This window comes from Pseudooceanicola aquaeponti (assembly GCF_050897975.1).
Lineage (GTDB): Bacteria > Pseudomonadota > Alphaproteobacteria > Rhodobacterales > Rhodobacteraceae > Pseudooceanicola.
Genome location: NZ_JBPAXY010000006.1, coordinates 324,116 through 340,254, shown reverse-complemented (window position 1 = coordinate 340,254; position 16,139 = coordinate 324,116). Strand labels below are relative to the sequence as shown.

Here is a 16,139-nt window from a genome sequence, read left to right as displayed (position 1 = left end):
AGACATCCGACCCGAGTCGCACAAGCCCAGGCACCCCATTTTCAGAGTGAAAGTTTCATGACGCCCCCCGATGGTTCGCTGTCCCGCAAGACCCCGCTGTGGCGCTCGATCGCCGATGCGCTGACCAATGACATCGCCTCGGGGCGCTACCGCCCCGGCGACCGCCTGCCGACCGAGGCCGAACTGTCGGCCCGTTTCGGCGTCAACCGGCACACGGTGCGGCGCGGCCTGGCGGCCCTGGCCGAGGCCGGGCTGACCCATGCCCGGCGCGGCGCGGGCGTCTTCGTGGCGCAAAGCCCCACCGATTATCCCATCGGGCGCCGGGTACGCTTTCACCAGAACATCCGCGCCGCCGGGCGCCTGCCCACCAAGAAACTGCTGCTGGTGGAAACCCGCGCCGCCGATGCGCAAGAGGCGGCGCTGCTGCACCTCGACCCGGCGACCCAGGTGCTGGCGACCGAGGGGATCTCGCTGGCCGATGACCAGCCCGTGGCACTGTTCCGGTCGATCTTTCCGGTGACCCGCCTGCCCGGCCTGCCCGACAGCCTGGCGCGACTGTCGTCGATCACCCTGGCGCTGCGCGACAATGGCATCCCCGACTATACCCGCGCCTGGACGCGGATCACCGCCAAGCTGGCCAATGCCCATCAGGCGGTGCAGTTGCAGCTGCGCGAGGGCGACCCGATCCTGCGCACCACCTCGCTGAACGTCGACCCTGAGGGGCAGCCGCTGGAATACGGGCGCACCTGGTTTGCGGGCGACCGCGTCACCCTGACCCTGGGCGAGGACGAGGGGGCCTGACCCGCCCCTCTGGGGCAAAGGCGATTCAAAGCTGTAATCACGGCGATTTCAGCCCAATTTGAACGAATGGGCGCCGTTACGTCACGCCGCCGATACAATCAGAGGTTATCCACAGCGAACAAAAGTTCGAGCAGAGCCATGCCCCAGACCTTGCCCAGCCTGCGCCTGACCGGCGCAACCATCCTGCGGGACGGCGCCCTTCAGGAGCGGTCCATCGCCTTCGCCGAAGGCCGGATCACCCGTGGGCCGCTGCCCGAGGTGGACCTGACCGGCTATCTGGTGCTGCCCGGGATCATCGACCTGCACGGCGACGCCTTCGAGCGGCATATCGCGCCGCGCCCGACCGCCCCTTTCCCGATCGCCACCGGCTTGCGCGCCACCGACCGCGACGCGGCCGCCAATGGCATCACCACCGCCTGGCTCGCACAAAGCTGGTCCTGGGAGGGCGGCCACCGCGGCCCCGATTTCGCCCTGTCGTTGCTGGAGGGGCTGCGCGCCTATCGCGGCGCGGGCCATGCCCTGACCGACCTGCGCGTGCAGATCCGCTGCGAGACCCACACCGCCGAGACCGAGGCCCGCCTGCTGGACGCGGTGCGCCGCTACGGGGTGGATTACGTGATTTTCAACAACCACCTCGACGAGGCGGTGCTGATGATGGAAAGCCGCCAGGAAGAGCTGATCCTCTGGGCCCGCAAGGCCGGGCGCAGCGCCCAGGACCATATGCAGATCGTGCAGGCGGCCAAGCGTCAGGCGCGCGAGGTGCCCCGCTATCTCTGCCGCCTGGCCGAGCAGTTCGACGACATGGGCGTGATCTACGGCAGCCATGACGACCCCGACGGCGAGACCCGAGAGACCTTCTCGATGATCGGCGCCAAGGTCTGCGAATTTCCCACCGCCCGTTCGGCGGCGGCCCTGGCCCGGGCGGTCGGCGATCCCATCCTGATGGGGGCGCCCAATGTGGTGCGCGGCGGCTCGCAGTCGGGCAATATCGCCGCGATCGAGCTGATCCGCGCCGGTCTTTGCGACGCGCTGGTCTCGGATTACTACTACCCGGCGCTGCACCAGGCGGCCTTCGCCCTGGTCGACAGCGGGCTGCTGCCCCTGCCCGCGGCCTGGGACATGATCTCGGCCCGCCCCGCCGAGATCCTGCGCCTGCCCGACCGGGGCCGCCTGCACCCGGGGCTGCGCGCCGACATGGTGGTGATCAACCAGGAGACCCGCGCCATCGAGGCCACGATCTCGGGCGGCCGCATCACCCACCTGGCAGGCGAGGCCGCACATCGCTTCGCCGCCCTGCCCCAGCGCCCCGCCCTGGCGGCGGAATAGGCGGAAGGCGGGCTAAACCCCGCCCTACCCGCCGCCCGGCCCCCTCGCAGAGCATATCTTCCCAAAGGCACCCGCGCGCGCCCTCGCCCTCAGGGCACCCCGCCCCACCTTTCTCGTTGCCAAAAATATCCCGGGGGGAATTGAACCCGGCACGGGCTCAAGGGGGGCAGAGCCCCCTTACCCCTGCCATGTGTCGCCATCCGGCGACGGGGGGGTAGCCCCCCTCAGCCCTCGTATTTCTCCAGAAACGCCTCGGCGCTCAGGGCGCGGAAATCCTCCAGCCGGTCGCGCAGAGTGGCGTGATCCCAGTCCCACCAGGCCAGGGCGATCAGCCGGTCGGCCAGGGCCTCGGGCTGGCGGCGGCGCAGCACACGGGCGGGGGTGCCCGCGACGATGGTATAGGGCGCCACATCCTTGGTCACCACGGCGCCCGCGGCCACCACGGCGCCGTCGCCCAGATTGACCTCGGGCTTGATCATCGCGCCATTGCCGATCCAGGTATCATGGCCCACGTAGGAGCGCCGCGCGCGGCGATGCTCGAAGAAGGCCGCGTCATTCTCGGCATCGTCCCAGTAATCCGCCGAGCGATAGAGGAAATGATGGCAGGCCGCCGTCTCCAGCGGGTGATCGGTGGCGCCGATCCGGGTGAAGGCGGCGATATTTGCAAATTTGCCGATGGTCGCATTGGCCACATCGGCGTAGCGGTCGCAATAGCTGTAGTCGCCGAAACTGGAATGGGCGATGCGGCTGCCCCGGCCGATCTCGACATAGCGGCCCAGCCGGGCCTCGCTCAGCTCTACATCCGGGTGCAGATAGGGGGTCTCGGCGGTCAGTCGGGCCATGGGATGTCCTTTGGAAGCGGCAGGGCGCGGAGATCCTCCCGCGCCCTTTCAAATCAGTCTATCGGCCTAGCAAAGCTGCAAAGCACCTGGTTTGCAAAGGGAACCGGCGGGCTAGTGGCCGCCCTCGTCGCCCTTGATCAGCTTGCGGCGCAGCCAGCCCGAGAAGCTGTCCATGGCAAAGACCATCAGCACCACCAGGATGATGTAATAGCTGACCTCTTCCCAGTCCTTCTGGGTGATCATCGCCTGGGTCAGCAACAGACCGATCCCGCCGCCGGTGATGGCGCCAATCACCGTGGCCGAGCGGGTGTTGCTTTCGAAGAAATACAGCACCTGGGACAGCAGCACCGGCGTCACCTGCGGGATCACCCCGAAGCGGTAGCGCTGCACCGGCTTGGCCCCGGTCGAGCGGATGCCCTCGATCTGCTTTTCATCGACGTTTTCCAGCGCCTCCGAGAACATCTTGCCGAACGACCCGGTGTCGGTCAGCAAGATCGCCAGCGCCCCGGTCATCGGCCCGGGGCCGAAGGCGCGGGCCAGCACGATGGTCCAGATCAGCGCGTCCACCCCGCGGCACAGGTCGAAGATGCGGCGGAACAGCTGGCGCACCAGCATCAGCGGCGTGAAGTTGCGCGCCGCCAGGAAGGCCAGCGGCAACGCCACGATGGCCGCACCGAAGGTGCCCAGGAAGGCCATGAGCAGGGTCTCGAACAGGGCCCAGGCCACATCGGAATGGCGCCACATGGCATTGTGCCAGAAGTCATCCCAGATCGCCGACGCCTCGCCATTCACGGCGCGCGACAGCAGCTCGCCCGGCGACATCCCGTGATAGGGGCTGTCGAGGGTGAAGAAGAACAGCTCCCAGCCGAAGGCATAGCGGAAGACCTCGGTGCGGTTGCGGGTGATGGTCAGCCGCGCATCGGGCAAAAGCACCATCACCCGGTTCTTCGAGGCGCTGATATAGTCGGGCAGCGGCCCCTCGGGGAAGGTCGCATTGGCGCCGCCATTGCCGGGGGCCGCGCTGATGGTGCCATAGCCCGGCACGTCCATCTCGACATGATCGGGGAAATACCGCACCTCCTGCCCGCCGGGCAGCGCGATGGTGGTCACATCCCCCGCGACGCTGACCCAGTCGGGATGGGCGCCTTCGGGATATTCGCCCTTGCGCTCGCCCTCGATGGCATAGGCCACCACGCCCGAGCGGTTGTCGCGTTCCACATGGGTCTTGTAGCTGTAGACGTCGCGCACCAGGGTGGCGCCGTTTTCGGGCCGGGCGCGGTCGATCAGACCCGCCACGTCGAAGGCGAAGAAGGCATAGGCCAGATAGGCCAGCACCAGCGCGGGCAGGCCGAAGGACCACAGGCGCTTGGCGCGGAACAGCTGTTCGGTCTGCGCCTTCAGGTCGGAAATGGGGGCGTCGGCGGTCATGGTCATGCCAGGATCTCCTCCTTGCGGCCATGGGTCAGCCGGTCACGGAAATAGCTGCCGATCTGGTCCACCGCGACGATGGTGACGAAGAGCAGCAGGAAGATGGCGAAGGCCTCGTCATAGCGGCCAATGCCCCAGGCCATGGCGTTCTTCAGCTCGTAGCCGATGCCGCCGGCGCCGACGAAGCCCAGGATGGCCGAGGCGCGGATGTTGATCTCAAACCGCAGCAACGCATAGCTGAGGTAGTTGGGGGCCACCTGCGGCATCACCCCCAGCACCATACGCTGCGTCCAGCTGGCGCCGACCGAGGTCAGCCCCTCGACCGGCTTCAGCGAGGCGTTCTCGTTCACCTCGGAGAAAAGCTTGCCCAGGGCGCCGACGGTGTGGAAGGCGATGGCGATCATCGCGGGCACCGGCCCGCCGCCCAGCACGAAGATCAGCACCAGGGCGATGACGATCTCGGGCACCGCGCGCATCACGTCCATCATGCGGCGCCACAGCGGGATCAGCCGCGGCCAGCGCGCCAGGCCCCGGGTCGCGAGCATCGACAGCAGGATGCCCCCGGCCGCGCCAATCAGGGTCGAAACGGCGGCGATGTTCAGCGTCTCGATCAGCGCAGGGAAATAGGTCACCAGGTTGGTGGGCAGTTCGGCGATCTTCTCGGCCGCCTCGGACAGCACGGCGGCGGGGAAATCCCCCAGCTGATGCAGACCGCCCCAGAATCCACCCGCATTGCGGTCTTCGGCGGTCAGGAACCCGCCCGCCATCAGCGCCACGAACAGCGCCAGTATCACGCCGCCATAAAGGCGCTTGCGGCGCGTCTGCGCCATGTAGCTTTCACGGATGTCAGCGGTCGAGGGCGCCCCCGGGGGCGTCGCGGTCAGGTCGGTCATGGAGGATCCCGCAAAATGGGCGAAGGGCCCGCGCAGCACGGCGCGGGCCCTTCAGACGTCAGGCGATCAGCCGCCGATTTTCGACTGGCGAGCCGCGACGATCGACTTGTAGGTCTCGTGGGTCACCGGGACGAAGTCCTTGGCGTCGCCCGCGGCCACACCATAGGCGCACTCGGCGTCTTCTTCCCACAGGTTGGCGGTCAGCTCGGTCACGATGTCCTTGACCTCTTGCGGCAGCGCCTTGCGGATGACGAAGGGACCTTCGGGGATCACGTTCGACTGCCAGATCTGGACCATGTCGTTCATGTCGACCAGGCCCGCGTCCACGGCCTTGCGCAGGGCGCCCGAGTTGTAGCCGTCTTCCCAGTTGCCCTGGCCGTCGGCCCAGGTCACGCCGGCGTCGACGTCACCGTTGTTGACGGCAACGATGGTCTGCTCGTGGCCGCCGGTGAAGACGACGTCGGAGAAGTAGTCGCCCGGCTCCATCGAGAAGCCCGCTTCGGCGATCTCGATCGAGGGGATCAGGTAGCCGGAGGTCGAGTTCGGGTCACCGAAGCCGAATTTCTTGCCGGCCATGTCTTCCAGCGAGGTCACGCCACTGTCGGCACGGGCGAAACCGATCGAGTAGTAGCCGATCGAGCCGTCCAGGTTCTGCTTGACCAGCACGGGCTCGACCGCTTCGGGGTCGGCAATGTAGGTGCCGGCGTAGGACGAGGCGCCCATCCAGGCCGCGTCGATGGTGCCGCCCAGCAGGCCCTGCATCACACCGTTGTAGTCGGCGGGGGTGAAGACCTTCACCTCGACGCCCAGGGCTTCGGCGATCTTGTCGGCGAAGCACTGGTTCGAGGTCATGCGGTCCTGGGCGTTTTCGCCACCCAGGATGCCGAGACGGAATTCGGTGATGTCCTGAGCCTGGGCAACGCCGGCCAGGGCGGTGGTGGCCAGAGCGGCCGCGATCAGTTTTTTCATCTTTCAGCTCCTTGGATTGGCCCCGGCAATCCCTTGTCCCCGGGGCAGATGAAACTTGGGGTCGTCAGACGGTCATCTGCGCGTTGCGCCGCGGGGCGGTGCTGCGGTCGATGGTGTCGATCTCGGTCGAGGTGGCCTCTTCCGAAAAACTGGCGTCGGCGCCGTAGATCTCGCGCGCCATCGAGGTGGTCAGCTGCTCGGGCAGGCCGTCAAAGACGATGCGGCCGCCGCGCATCCCGATCACCCGGTCGCAATAGCGCCGCGCGGTATCCAGGGTGTGCAGGTTGGCGATGACCATGCGGCCGTCTTCCTCGTGGATGCGGCGCAGGGCCTCCATCACCACCTGGGCATTCATCGGGTCGAGCGAGGCAATGGGTTCATCCGCCAGGATGATCTTCGGATCCTGCATCAGGGCGCGGGCAATCGCGACGCGCTGTTGCTGGCCGCCCGACAGGGCCTCGGCGCGCTTGGGCGCATGTTCGGCGATGCCCAGCCGCTCCAGGATGTCGATGGCGCGGTGGATGTCCTCTTTGGGATAGAGGTTGAACAGGCTGGTCAGGGCCGAGCGGCGGTTCAGCGTGCCATGCAGCACGTTCGAGACCACATCCATGCGCGGCACCAGGTTGAACTGCTGGAAGATCATCGCGCAATCGGCCTGCCAGGCACGTTTGGCGGCGCCGGTCAGGCTGCTGACCTGGCGATCCTCGAAGGTGATCGTCCCTTCGGTGATATCCTCTAGCCGGTTCAGCATCCGCAGCAGGGTGGACTTCCCGGCCCCCGAACGGCCGATCACGCCGATCATCATCGGCTTGTCCACATGAATGGTTGCGCTGTCCACCGCGGTGTTGCGGCCGAATTTCTTGGTCAGTTGCTCGATGCGAAGCACGAAGTCATCCCCTAGGTCGTCGGGCCGGTCCTAGGCGGGATGGAAAACGGATTTGTATCGTTACGATTAACTTTTTGTAACAGCAGGCACTGGCCTGTCCGGCGCGGGATGGTTGCGGGATTTTACGGCGGCTTTGCGCCCGCCCCTCCCCCAGACAGGTGATTTTTAACCGCTTCTTCAGGCCCCCGCCGCTACCCTGCCCCAACGACCTGTCCCTGGCGGGCCGGGGCCCTGCACCCGCGGGCAGGCTGCGACCCGCCCCGGCGTGTAACGGGGGGCTTGGATGAAACGGGATGATCGCCATGACCCTATTCAGCGGCACGCCTGACGCGCCACGCCCCGCGCTGCACGGGCCGTGGCTGCCGCCCGACAGCCCCGGCGCGCCTCCGCTGTCCGAGGCCGAGACCCTGGCGCGCTATGAGCTGGCCGTGGCGCTGTGCCCGGTGCCCGCGCTGCTGGCCGATCAGCAGGGGGCGATCCTGTCGACCAATGCCGCGCTGGACCGCCTGTTCGGTCACCCCACGGGCAGCCTGATCGGCGAAAAGGTCGAGGTTCTGGTGCCGCACAGCTCGCGCGACCGTCATCCGCAACTGCGCGACGCCTTCTTCCTGATGCCCGCCCAGCGGGGCATGGGCCAGGGCCGAGAGGTCTTTGGCCAGCATACCGATGGCAGCCTGATCCCGGTCGAGATCGGCCTGTCGCCCGTGCCCTTGGGGATGGACACCCTGGCCTTCACCACCGTGGTGGACATCAGCGAACGGCGGCTGAACGAACGCCGCCTGCGCGAGGCGCTGGATGCCTCAGCCACGGCCATGGTGCTGGTGGCGCCCAACGGGCAGATCGAACTGGTCAACACCCGCGCCTGCGAAATGCTGGGCGGGGCACCGCGCGATCTGGTGGGCCGCAACGTCGACAGTTTCGTACCCCGCCGCTCGCGGCTGCAACATTCGGTCTATCGGCAAAGCTATCTGTCGGCCCCCCGCCCCCGCGCCATGACCTCGGCCCGGGAATTGCAGGTGGTGGGCCTGGATGGCCACGCCACCCCGGTGCATATCGCCCTGACCCCGATCAACGGCGTCGGCGGCCAGCGCATCATGGCCACCCTGGTGGACCTGACCGAGATCCACGCCAAGGAGCAGGAGCTGGAGCGGCGCAACGCCCGCCTCTCGGCCCTGAACGAGGAACTGACCCAGTTCGCCTATTCCGCCAGTCACGACCTGCGCTCTCCCCTGGCCACCATCGCCGGGCTGCTGGAACTGTGCCTGGAGGATCTGGCGGCGGGCGAAACCGCCGAGACCCGGCGCAACATCACCGATGCGATGATCACCGCGCGGCGCAATATCAACAAGGTGGAACAGGTGCTGACCCTGGCGCGGGCCGGGCTGGATTCCATCCCCGAGGAACACATCGACCTGGTCGCCACGGCCCAGGCCATCTGGGACGACCTGTCGCCCGGCACGGCGACCCGGCCCGGTTTCGTGATCAGCCGCCGCGGCGCGGGCTGGATCCGCACCGAGGGGCCGACCCTGGTCACGGTGATCGAGAACCTGCTGTCCAACGCCTGCCGCTTTCGCGATCCCGCCAAGCCCTATGGCTGGATCGAGCTGCGGCTGGATACCACCGGCGACCGGCAGCTGATCCTGCAAGTGGCCGACAACGGCCCCGGCATCCCGGCGGCGGACCAACCGCGCGTCTTCGAGATGTTCCGCCGCTCCGGCCGCAGCACCGGCCACGGGTTGGGCCTGGCCATCGTGCACAAGCATGTGCGCCGCCTGAACGGCGAGATCACCCTGGACAGTTCGGCTGCGGGCACCTGTTTCACCCTGACCCTGCCCCTGGGGAGCTGAGCGATGATCCCAACCTATATCGTCGATGACGTGGCCTCTGACCGCTACATCGCCCGTCGCCGTCTGACCAAGAACGGCCATTTCAACCCGGTCAGCGAATCCGCCGACGGAGCCGAGTTCCTCGAGCGCTATTTCGCCCCTGATCGCCCGCCCCCCGAGGGGGACACGCCAGAGCTGATCCTGCTCGACATCAACATGCCCGAGCTGGACGGGTTCGAGACCATCGAAGAGCTGAAGCGCCGCCGCGCGCCCGAGGACAGCCACAAGCAGATCGTCGCGCTCTTCTCTTCTTCGGACAATGAGCGCGACCTGGAACGCTCGCAGACCTCGGGGATTGTCGAGCATTTCTTCACCAAGCCGATCAGCGATGCGGCCATCGACCAGATCCTGGAGACCTACCGCGCCCGGGGCTATCTCTGACCCGTTAGGGGCAAGCGGTGCCAGGAGAGGAAGGCGCGGCACGCTACCGCCCGGGGGGCCGCGCCCTCGGGCATCGGGCGGCACCCCGCCGCCCAGGACGGCGGCCCGCCCCCCCCTGCCCGGTGCCTCACACTCTTCGCCTGGTGCCGAATACCACTGCCGTGCCCTGCCACTGGCCGATCGCCCTCAGGTTTCCAGATCGCAACGAATTTGGCCAAACCGGCCTTGGGTCAGCCCACAGGCGCCCCAGCGAAGAGCGTGACGGACGCGGCCCCGGAGCATCCGATGGGCCTCGCCCCTGTCGGCAGCCCCCCCAAACCACGGGATGGTACGCAAACGATACAGGCTCGAAGAGGATCCGCCCCCGATCGTATCTGCCAGATCGCGCCGCCGCAAAGGGGGCAACAGGCGCAGTTCGGCGCACCCGATGCGCCTGCCCGCCACCAAGCGGGCCATCCTTGGAAGACAGGGAAGGTCATCTGTCCCGATCCGCGAAGATCCCGCCCTGATAGATGCTCAGCACCGCGCCCCCACGAAGAGGGGGACAGGCGCAGCCTCAGGGCGTCCGATGAGCGCCCGAGCCGCCCATGGGTCTTTCCCTGCGCCAGGCGCAGGCCACCGTCTCAATGCTTGCGAAAGACGAAGGGGACCGAGGGTTCTTCCAGCAGATCCTCCCACTTGCTCGGACTGTCTTCGGGGATCAACCCGTAGGAGCGCAGCATCTGCAAGGTTACCGCGCCCCCCTCGGCCCCCTCGCCCGCGCCGCGCGCCAATTCCTCGCGCAGGATGGCGCGCATTGCCCGAACGATCTCTTCGCGCTGTGCCTCCAGGGCCGATTGCAGGTTCTGCTGGGCCACCCGACTGCCCGCCTCCAGCGCGCGCAGGATCAGCGTCTTCAGCGCCTCACGGTCCAGATCCGACTTCGCCTTGTAGTCGATACAGCCACTGCGGATCGCCTCGACCGCCACGTCATGGCGCGCCTCGCCGCTGATCATCACCACCGGCGACTGGCCGTTCTTCTCGATCCCGCGCAGGATCTCCTGCGCCGCCAACCCGTCGCCGTCGGGCAGCAGATAGTCGATGAAAACCACATGATAGCGCCGCGCCAGCAGCATCTGGCGGAATTCCTCGATGCCCGTCGCGATCGAGACCCGCACCGGCAGGTCGGTCGAGCGGCAATCGCGTTGCAACTGCATGGCGTCGAACCGGCTGTCATCCAGCACCAGCACCTCGATCAGCGCCGGTTCGGGCTCCGGTGGCGTCGCGTGAAGACCCGTGGTCGGCAATGGCACGCGCGCCTTCTCCGGCTCGTCCTGGTGCACCTCCATCTCCCATCTCCTTCTCGGCCAGCGCTCCCCGGGGAAAGCTTCCCGCGACAGCCTTGCCAAGCTGTTAAGCCCGGCCCGCGATCCCGCCGAAAAGCCCGCGCAATTTTCCGCAAAAGCCGCGCAGCCCGCCCCGCGCTCGCCAGGCGCCGTTAACGGCTTCTTGGCGATCCGCCGCCATTCTGTACGCATGTCTGACGGATCTCCCTCTTCCGGCGCCCGCGTGCAGGGCGCCCCCCCCGTCGCGCCCGGGTCGGACGATCCCGGCGCCGAGGTGGAACAGTTCCTCTATATCGTCACCCATGACCTGCGCGCCTCGTTCCGCGCCTTCCAGACCATCCCGGACTGGATCCGCGAGGACATGGGCCCCCTGCCGCCGGACCGCGCCGCGCTGGTGTCAGAGCATCTGGACATGCTGGCGATCCAGGCCGCGCGCGCCGACCGGATGCTGCTGGATCTGCGCGACTATTCCCGCGTCGGTCGCATGGCCGAACCCACGGCCCGACATTCGCTGTCGGAAATCCTGGCCCGGTCAGCGCATCTGTTTGCCCTGCCCGACACGGCGCATCTGCATGTGGCCGGGCAGGCACGGTTCACCGGCCCGGGCAATGAGCTGGCCATGCTCTTTGCCGCGCTCCTGTCCAATGCGGTGAAACATCATGACCGCCCCCAGTGCCACATCGAGGTGACCCTGGCCCCGTCCCCGCCGCTGGTCGAGGTGACGCTGCGCGACGACGGGCCGGGGATCCCGGAACGCTTTCGCGAGGTGGTCTTCGATCCGCTGCGCACCCTGCGACCGCGCGACCAGTGCGAGGGGTCGGGCATGGGCCTGTCCATCGCGCGCAAGATCGTCACCCGCCTGGGCGGCACGATCCGCATCACCGGCCCCGAGCCCGAGGGCGCGGATGCCGGGGCCGACCGGGGCACCGCCCTGGTCTTCACCCTGCCGGGCGAAATCCTGGAAGAACCGCCGCGACCGCGCCTGAACTGAGGCCAAGCGCCCGAGGCCCACCTGCCCGGCGGCACGCCCCGCCAGCGCCGCGCCCGAAGGGCAGACCTCGACACGCGCGGCGCCACGCGGGCCAACGGGCCGCGCCCTCTGATCGTGCGGATATGCTCTTGGGGTGAAGGGCGAAAGGCTGCCTCCGCTGCGGCCCCTCGCGCGCGCCGATACACGTAGCGCCAGGCGCACAGACGGGCCGCGCCCTTTCGTCCTGCGGATGCGCCCTTCGGGCGGCGCGCCCAAACCGCGCCACGCCCTGACGCAGCGCCCCGGGACAGACCCCCTTCCCAAATCCTCCCCTCCCGGCCTATAAGCCCCGGGAAACACCGGAGGCTTTCATGCGCAGCGCCCAGGTCACCCGCTCGACTGCGGAAACCGATATTCACGTCACCATCGACCTCGACGGCACCGGCCAGTACGAGTGCGATACCGGCGTGGGCTTCTTCGACCACATGCTGGACCAGCTGTCGCGCCATTCGCTGATCGACATCGCGGTCACCTGCAAGGGCGACACCTTCATCGACGATCACCACAGCGTCGAGGATGTGGGCATCGCCCTGGGCCAGGCCCTGACCAAGGCCCTGGGCGACAAGCGCGGCATCCGCCGCTATGGCGACTGCCACCTGGCGATGGACGACAGCCTGATCCGCGCCGCGCTGGACCTGTCGGGCCGCCCCTTCCTGGTCTGGAACGTCGACTTCCCGACCGAGAAGATCGGCACCTTCGACACCGAGCTGGTGCGCGAGTTCTTCCAGGCCTTCAGCACCCATGGCGGCATCACGCTGCACGTGGACAAACTGCACGGGCTGAATTCCCACCATATTGCCGAGGCGGCCTTCAAGGCCGTGGCCCGCGCCCTGCGCGTAGCGGTGGAAAGCGACCCGCGCAAGGCGGATGCGATCCCCTCGACCAAGGGCACCCTCTAGGCCCGGTTTGGGGGGCTCTGCCCCCTTCGCCTGCGGCGAATTCCCCCGGAGTATTTCGGGCCCGATGATAAAGAGCCGGACGCCCCCCCCGACAAGGACGTGACACATGCTGACCGTGCTGATCGATTACGAAAGCGGCAACCTCCATTCCGCCGAGAAGGCCTTCCAGCGCATGGCGCGCGAGGTCGGTGCGGGCGAGGTGATCGTCTCGGACCGCCCCGAGGACGTGGCACGGGCCGACCGCATCGTGCTGCCCGGCGACGGCGCCTTTCCGGCCTGCCATGCCGCGCTGGCGGGGGCTGGCGCGGGATCCGTGCTGGAGGCGCTGCGCGAGGCGGTCGAGGTGAAGGGCCGCCCCTTCATGGGGATCTGCGTCGGGATGCAGCTAATGGCGCGGGTGGGTCATGAATACGAGGAATGCCCCGGCCTGGGCTGGATCGACGGCGAGGTGACCCGGATCATCCCCGAGGATCCGAAGCTGAAGGTGCCGCACATGGGCTGGAACGATCTGGTCATCGACCGCCCCCACCCGGTACTGGAGGGGATCGAGACCGGGCACCACGCCTATTTCGTCCATTCCTACCACATGAGCGTCGCCGATCCGGCGCAGCTGATCGCCCATGTGGACTATGGCCAGCCGGTGACCGCCATCGTCGGGCGCGACACCATGGTGGGCACCCAGTTCCACCCGGAAAAGAGCCAGGCCAACGGGCTGCGGCTGATCGCCAACTTCCTTAGCTGGACCCCCTGACCGCGCGTTCTGGCGCGTCCAGCCAGGCGGCGATGCGCAGGGCGGCCGCCTCGGCGGACAGCTCCGTCACATCCAGCTCCAGCAGGTGATCAGCGCCGCAGGACAGCAGGGGCTTGGCCGCGGTGTGCTTGGCATCCGCATAGGCCGGATCGCGCGGCTTGCCCGCCCCGGCCCGTTCCGGCGCGGTGATGCGGCGGCGGTTCTCGGCCCGCGCGCAGGACAGGTTGACCACCGCCAGCCCGCCCCGGGCCGCGCCAAGCCGGTGCAGCCGCGCCAGGTTTTCCTCGATCCAAGGCTCATGCGGGGGCCGGCCGGCCATCACATCGGTCAAAATCACCCGCTGCCCCGGCGGCAAGGCCAGAACGCGGGGATCCACCACCGCCCAGATCTCGCGGATGATATTGAAATAGGCCTGCGACTTGGGCGCGGCCAGGGCGTAGGCCGGGTTGTAGAGGGTGTGAAGATCAAGCAGCACAGCGTTGCTGCGGGCGGCCAGATGCCGCCCGATGGTCAGCTTGCCGATCCCGGGATAGCCGTTCAGCAGGACGATCACGTCAACTCACCTCGTTCGCCCCGCGGCCCGCCCGCCCTCAGGGAACGCGCTGCCAGGTTTGGCTGTTGCAGATGATCCCGGCGCAGCCGCGCACCTCCAGCCGGTCGCCCTGTACCTCGACTCGGGCCTCGACCACCTTGTCGAGCAGCGGCACGTAGACCTCGCCATGATAGGTGCCCGCGGTTTCCGGCGCCATGCCGCGCAGGACCATCTCGCCCACGGCGCGGGTGGTAATCTCTTGCCCCTGCGGGTCAAAGGCGCGTTCCAGGCGGCCGCAATAGGCGCCGCCGCAATCGCGGATCACCACATGGCCGGTCTGGCCCTTGCGGTCGGGCGGCGAGGCCCAGGTACCCAGCACCGCCTCTGCCGCGCCCGCCTGTCCGGCCAGCGCCATCAGCACACACCCCAAGACGGCCCCGCCCAGACGGCGCCGACGTGCCGGGCCGGTGGCCCGCGTGGTGTTCTTTGCCTCAAACATTGCTCGCTCTCCCTTCTGGAGTGGTCCCACCCAGGTTGCAAAGCCAATTCTAGGGCGCCCGGGCGCCGCTGCCATGATCGGCGACAAGGACGTAGCAAAATATCCTTCGCGAAAGGAGAAGGGCGGCAGGGAAAGCGGGGAAAAGGCAGGATTTGGCCGAGAAAGTCGCGCCAATTCGCAGAAAATGGCCCAGATCGGGGCAGAGCGGCGCGCCGCCCTGGCAACAGAACGAGGCGCCCGCCCTTGTCCGGGGAGCGCCTTGCGGATTGTCAGGCCAGCGCCTGATCAGGCTGGGCCGGTCGGGTGCGCCACCCGACCCAAAGCGGCAGGGCCGGACCCCGGGGGCCCGGCGCCAGGGATCAGCGCACGCGCGTCCAGGTCTGTTTCTTGCAGATCGGGCCGACGCAGCCCGCCACCCGCAGCACATCGCCCGCCAGTTCCATCTTCGAGCGGTAGACCTTGCCGGTCGAGGGCTGCCAGATCTTGCCGTCGCCATATTTACCCTCACCCGCGGCCTGCATGTCCCAGACGATGGGCTTGCCGCGGTTCTCGCTCTGGTATTCGCCAGAGCTGTTGAAGGTGCGGCTGATCACGCCGCAAAGCGCCGCGCCGCAGGGGGCGAAGGTGACATGGGCATAGCTGCCGTCATCCACTTCGGTCTTCCAGATCCCCTCGACCGGATCCGCCAGGGCCGCCCCGGCGCCGACCGCCACAAGCGCGGCCGCAACCAATGCCTTGAACATGAGATTTCCTCCCTCAGAACTCCTCTGGGCATACCCTGACTCTTCAAAGGTCCACCGCGCAAGGGGGCCGAGGTATGACTTGACGTCAACGTCAGCCTTGCTGTCCCACCCGGCCCGGCGCCCGTTTTGCCCCCTAATTTCCCGGCCATGCGGGCGCGCCTTCGCGTTGCATTGGGCGGGGCCGCCGTGCCATAGGCTTTGGCGACCAAGGAAAGGGCCTGCGCGATGATCCTCTACCCCGCCATCGACCTGAAAGACGGCCAGGCCGTGCGCCTGTTCAAGGGCGACATGGAGAAGGCGACCGTGTTCAACGACGACCCCGCCGCCCAGGCGATGGAGTTCGTCGCGGCAGGCTGTGACTGGCTGCACCTGGTGGACCTGAACGGCGCCTTCGCGGGCAGTCCGGTGAACGCCGCGCCGGTGGAACAGATCCTGGAGCGCTGCAAGGTGCCAGCCCAGCTGGGCGGCGGCATCCGCGACATGGCGACCATCGAGATGTGGCTTTCGAAGGGCCTGCAACGGGTCATCCTGGGCACCGTGGCGGTGGAGAACCCCGCCCTGGTGCGCGAGGCGGCGAAGGCCTTCCCCGGCCATGTGGCCGTGGGCATCGACGCCCGCAACGGCTATGTGGCCACCAAGGGCTGGGCGACCGAGACCGATGTGCAGGTCACCGACCTGGCGCGCAGCTTCGAAGACGCGGGCGTGGCCGCCATCATCTATACCGACATCAACCGCGACGGCGCCATGCAGGGCCCCAATGTCGAGGCCACGGCGGCGCTGGCCAATGCCGTGTCGATCCCGGTGATCGCCTCTGGCGGGGTCTCTTCGCTGGACGACCTGCGGGCGCTGAAGACCTGCGGTGCGCCGCTGAACGGGGCGATCTCGGGCCGGGCGCTCTATGACGGGGCCATCGACCTGGCCGAGGCCCTGGCGGTGATGAAGGGCTGA

The 16,139-nt window shown here is 67.9% G+C and carries 17 protein-coding genes; 8 read left to right on the top strand and 9 right to left on the bottom strand.

Annotated features, from left to right (window positions below):
- Nucleotides 1-57: 57 nt before the first annotated feature.
- Together phnF and ACRARE_RS16560 are read left to right on the top strand one after the other, a co-directional pair.
- Complete coding sequence (gene phnF, locus ACRARE_RS16565; protein WP_432657564.1) at nt 58-801, top strand: phosphonate metabolism transcriptional regulator PhnF; 744 nt, start codon at nt 58-60, stop codon at nt 799-801.
- Nucleotides 802-939: 138 nt separating this feature from the next.
- On the top strand, nt 940-2,127 hold the full coding sequence (locus ACRARE_RS16560; RefSeq protein ID WP_432657563.1) for an alpha-D-ribose 1-methylphosphonate 5-triphosphate diphosphatase: 1,188 nt from the start codon (nt 940-942) through the stop codon (nt 2,125-2,127).
- 224 nt (nt 2,128-2,351) lie between these two features.
- On the opposite strand, the gene ACRARE_RS16555 is transcribed toward ACRARE_RS16560, so the two are convergent.
- The 5 genes from ACRARE_RS16555 to phnC form a co-directional block, all read right to left on the bottom strand.
- On the bottom strand, nt 2,352-2,969 hold the full coding sequence (locus ACRARE_RS16555) for an LbetaH domain-containing protein (protein WP_432657562.1): 618 nt from the start codon (nt 2,967-2,969) through the stop codon (nt 2,352-2,354).
- Nucleotides 2,970-3,080: 111 nt separating this feature from the next.
- Complete coding sequence (gene phnE / locus ACRARE_RS16550) at nt 3,081-4,397, bottom strand: phosphonate ABC transporter, permease protein PhnE (RefSeq protein WP_432657689.1); 1,317 nt, start codon at nt 4,395-4,397, stop codon at nt 3,081-3,083.
- 2 nt (nt 4,398-4,399) lie between these two features.
- Nucleotides 4,400-5,290: a phosphonate ABC transporter, permease protein PhnE gene (phnE, locus tag ACRARE_RS16545; RefSeq protein ID WP_432657561.1), complete on the bottom strand. Its 891-nt coding sequence runs from the start codon at nt 5,288-5,290 to the stop codon at nt 4,400-4,402.
- A gap of 66 nt (nt 5,291-5,356) precedes the next feature.
- Nucleotides 5,357-6,259 (bottom strand): phosphonate ABC transporter substrate-binding protein, encoded by a 903-nt coding sequence (gene phnD, locus ACRARE_RS16540; RefSeq protein ID WP_432657560.1) that lies wholly within the window; start codon nt 6,257-6,259, stop codon nt 5,357-5,359.
- Nucleotides 6,260-6,323: 64 nt separating this feature from the next.
- Nucleotides 6,324-7,145: a phosphonate ABC transporter ATP-binding protein gene (gene phnC / locus ACRARE_RS16535; RefSeq protein WP_432657559.1), complete on the bottom strand. Its 822-nt coding sequence runs from the start codon at nt 7,143-7,145 to the stop codon at nt 6,324-6,326.
- A 302-nt stretch (nt 7,146-7,447) separates the two neighbouring features.
- Here phnC and ACRARE_RS16530 point away from each other — a divergent pair, with 302 nt between their 5' ends.
- Entirely contained in the window at nt 7,448-8,992 is a 1,545-nt protein-coding gene (locus ACRARE_RS16530; protein ID WP_432657558.1) for a PAS domain-containing sensor histidine kinase, read from the top strand.
- Nucleotides 8,993-8,995: 3 nt separating this feature from the next.
- Entirely contained in the window at nt 8,996-9,412 is a 417-nt protein-coding gene (locus ACRARE_RS16525; RefSeq protein ID WP_432657557.1) for a response regulator, read from the top strand.
- Nucleotides 9,413-10,035: 623 nt separating this feature from the next.
- Here ACRARE_RS16525 and ACRARE_RS16520 read toward each other — a convergent pair.
- The gene (locus ACRARE_RS16520) at nt 10,036-10,740 is read right to left on the bottom strand and encodes a response regulator (RefSeq protein ID WP_432657556.1); all 705 of its coding nucleotides are present in this window, start codon (nt 10,738-10,740) and stop codon (nt 10,036-10,038) included.
- A 220-nt stretch (nt 10,741-10,960) separates the two neighbouring features.
- Between ACRARE_RS16520 and ACRARE_RS16515 the strand changes: the two genes are divergently transcribed.
- From ACRARE_RS16515 to hisH, 3 genes are all read left to right on the top strand, one after another.
- Nucleotides 10,961-11,728, top strand: coding sequence for a sensor histidine kinase (locus ACRARE_RS16515; protein ID WP_432657555.1), 768 nt, complete (start codon nt 10,961-10,963; stop codon nt 11,726-11,728).
- 350 nt (nt 11,729-12,078) lie between these two features.
- The gene (gene hisB, locus ACRARE_RS16510) at nt 12,079-12,666 is read left to right on the top strand and encodes an imidazoleglycerol-phosphate dehydratase HisB (protein ID WP_432657554.1); all 588 of its coding nucleotides are present in this window, start codon (nt 12,079-12,081) and stop codon (nt 12,664-12,666) included.
- Between the two features lie 106 nt (nt 12,667-12,772).
- Nucleotides 12,773-13,417 (top strand): imidazole glycerol phosphate synthase subunit HisH, encoded by a 645-nt coding sequence (hisH, locus tag ACRARE_RS16505; RefSeq protein WP_432657553.1) that lies wholly within the window; start codon nt 12,773-12,775, stop codon nt 13,415-13,417.
- On the opposite strand, the gene ACRARE_RS16500 is transcribed toward hisH, so the two are convergent.
- The 3 genes from ACRARE_RS16500 to ACRARE_RS16490 form a co-directional block, all read right to left on the bottom strand.
- Entirely contained in the window at nt 13,401-13,970 is a 570-nt protein-coding gene (locus ACRARE_RS16500) for a P-loop nucleotide/nucleoside kinase family protein (RefSeq protein WP_432657552.1), read from the bottom strand. The two genes, hisH and ACRARE_RS16500, sit on opposite strands and share 17 nt — an antisense overlap.
- A gap of 37 nt (nt 13,971-14,007) precedes the next feature.
- Complete coding sequence (locus tag ACRARE_RS16495; protein WP_432657551.1) at nt 14,008-14,448, bottom strand: DUF2147 domain-containing protein; 441 nt, start codon at nt 14,446-14,448, stop codon at nt 14,008-14,010.
- A 359-nt stretch (nt 14,449-14,807) separates the two neighbouring features.
- A complete protein-coding gene (locus tag ACRARE_RS16490) occupies nt 14,808-15,191 on the bottom strand; it encodes a DUF2147 domain-containing protein (RefSeq protein WP_432657550.1) in 384 nt (127 codons plus the stop codon).
- A gap of 225 nt (nt 15,192-15,416) precedes the next feature.
- Between ACRARE_RS16490 and hisA the strand changes: the two genes are divergently transcribed.
- Nucleotides 15,417-16,139, top strand: coding sequence for a 1-(5-phosphoribosyl)-5-[(5-phosphoribosylamino)methylideneamino]imidazole-4-carboxamide isomerase (hisA, locus tag ACRARE_RS16485; RefSeq protein WP_432657549.1), 723 nt, complete (start codon nt 15,417-15,419; stop codon nt 16,137-16,139).

Excerpts from the sequence above, each read along its gene's own strand:
- phnF (WP_432657564.1), top strand. The coding sequence starts at position 58 with ATGACGCCCCCCGATGGTTCGCTGTCCCGCAAGACCCCGCTGTGGCGC.
- ACRARE_RS16560 (WP_432657563.1), top strand. The coding sequence starts at position 940 with ATGCCCCAGACCTTGCCCAGCCTGCGCCTGACCGGCGCAACCATCCTG.
- ACRARE_RS16555 (WP_432657562.1), bottom strand. The coding sequence starts at position 2,969 with ATGGCCCGACTGACCGCCGAGACCCCCTATCTGCACCCGGATGTAGAG.
- phnE (WP_432657689.1), bottom strand. The coding sequence starts at position 4,397 with ATGACCGCCGACGCCCCCATTTCCGACCTGAAGGCGCAGACCGAACAG.
- phnE (WP_432657561.1), bottom strand. The coding sequence starts at position 5,290 with ATGACCGACCTGACCGCGACGCCCCCGGGGGCGCCCTCGACCGCTGAC.
- phnD (WP_432657560.1), bottom strand. The coding sequence starts at position 6,259 with ATGAAAAAACTGATCGCGGCCGCTCTGGCCACCACCGCCCTGGCCGGC.
- ACRARE_RS16530 (WP_432657558.1), top strand. The coding sequence starts at position 7,448 with ATGACCCTATTCAGCGGCACGCCTGACGCGCCACGCCCCGCGCTGCAC.
- ACRARE_RS16525 (WP_432657557.1), top strand. The coding sequence starts at position 8,996 with ATGATCCCAACCTATATCGTCGATGACGTGGCCTCTGACCGCTACATC.
- ACRARE_RS16520 (WP_432657556.1), bottom strand. The coding sequence starts at position 10,740 with ATGGAGGTGCACCAGGACGAGCCGGAGAAGGCGCGCGTGCCATTGCCG.
- hisB (WP_432657554.1), top strand. The coding sequence starts at position 12,079 with ATGCGCAGCGCCCAGGTCACCCGCTCGACTGCGGAAACCGATATTCAC.
- hisH (WP_432657553.1), top strand. The coding sequence starts at position 12,773 with ATGCTGACCGTGCTGATCGATTACGAAAGCGGCAACCTCCATTCCGCC.
- ACRARE_RS16495 (WP_432657551.1), bottom strand. The coding sequence starts at position 14,448 with ATGTTTGAGGCAAAGAACACCACGCGGGCCACCGGCCCGGCACGTCGG.
- ACRARE_RS16490 (WP_432657550.1), bottom strand. The coding sequence starts at position 15,191 with ATGTTCAAGGCATTGGTTGCGGCCGCGCTTGTGGCGGTCGGCGCCGGG.
- hisA (WP_432657549.1), top strand. The coding sequence starts at position 15,417 with ATGATCCTCTACCCCGCCATCGACCTGAAAGACGGCCAGGCCGTGCGC.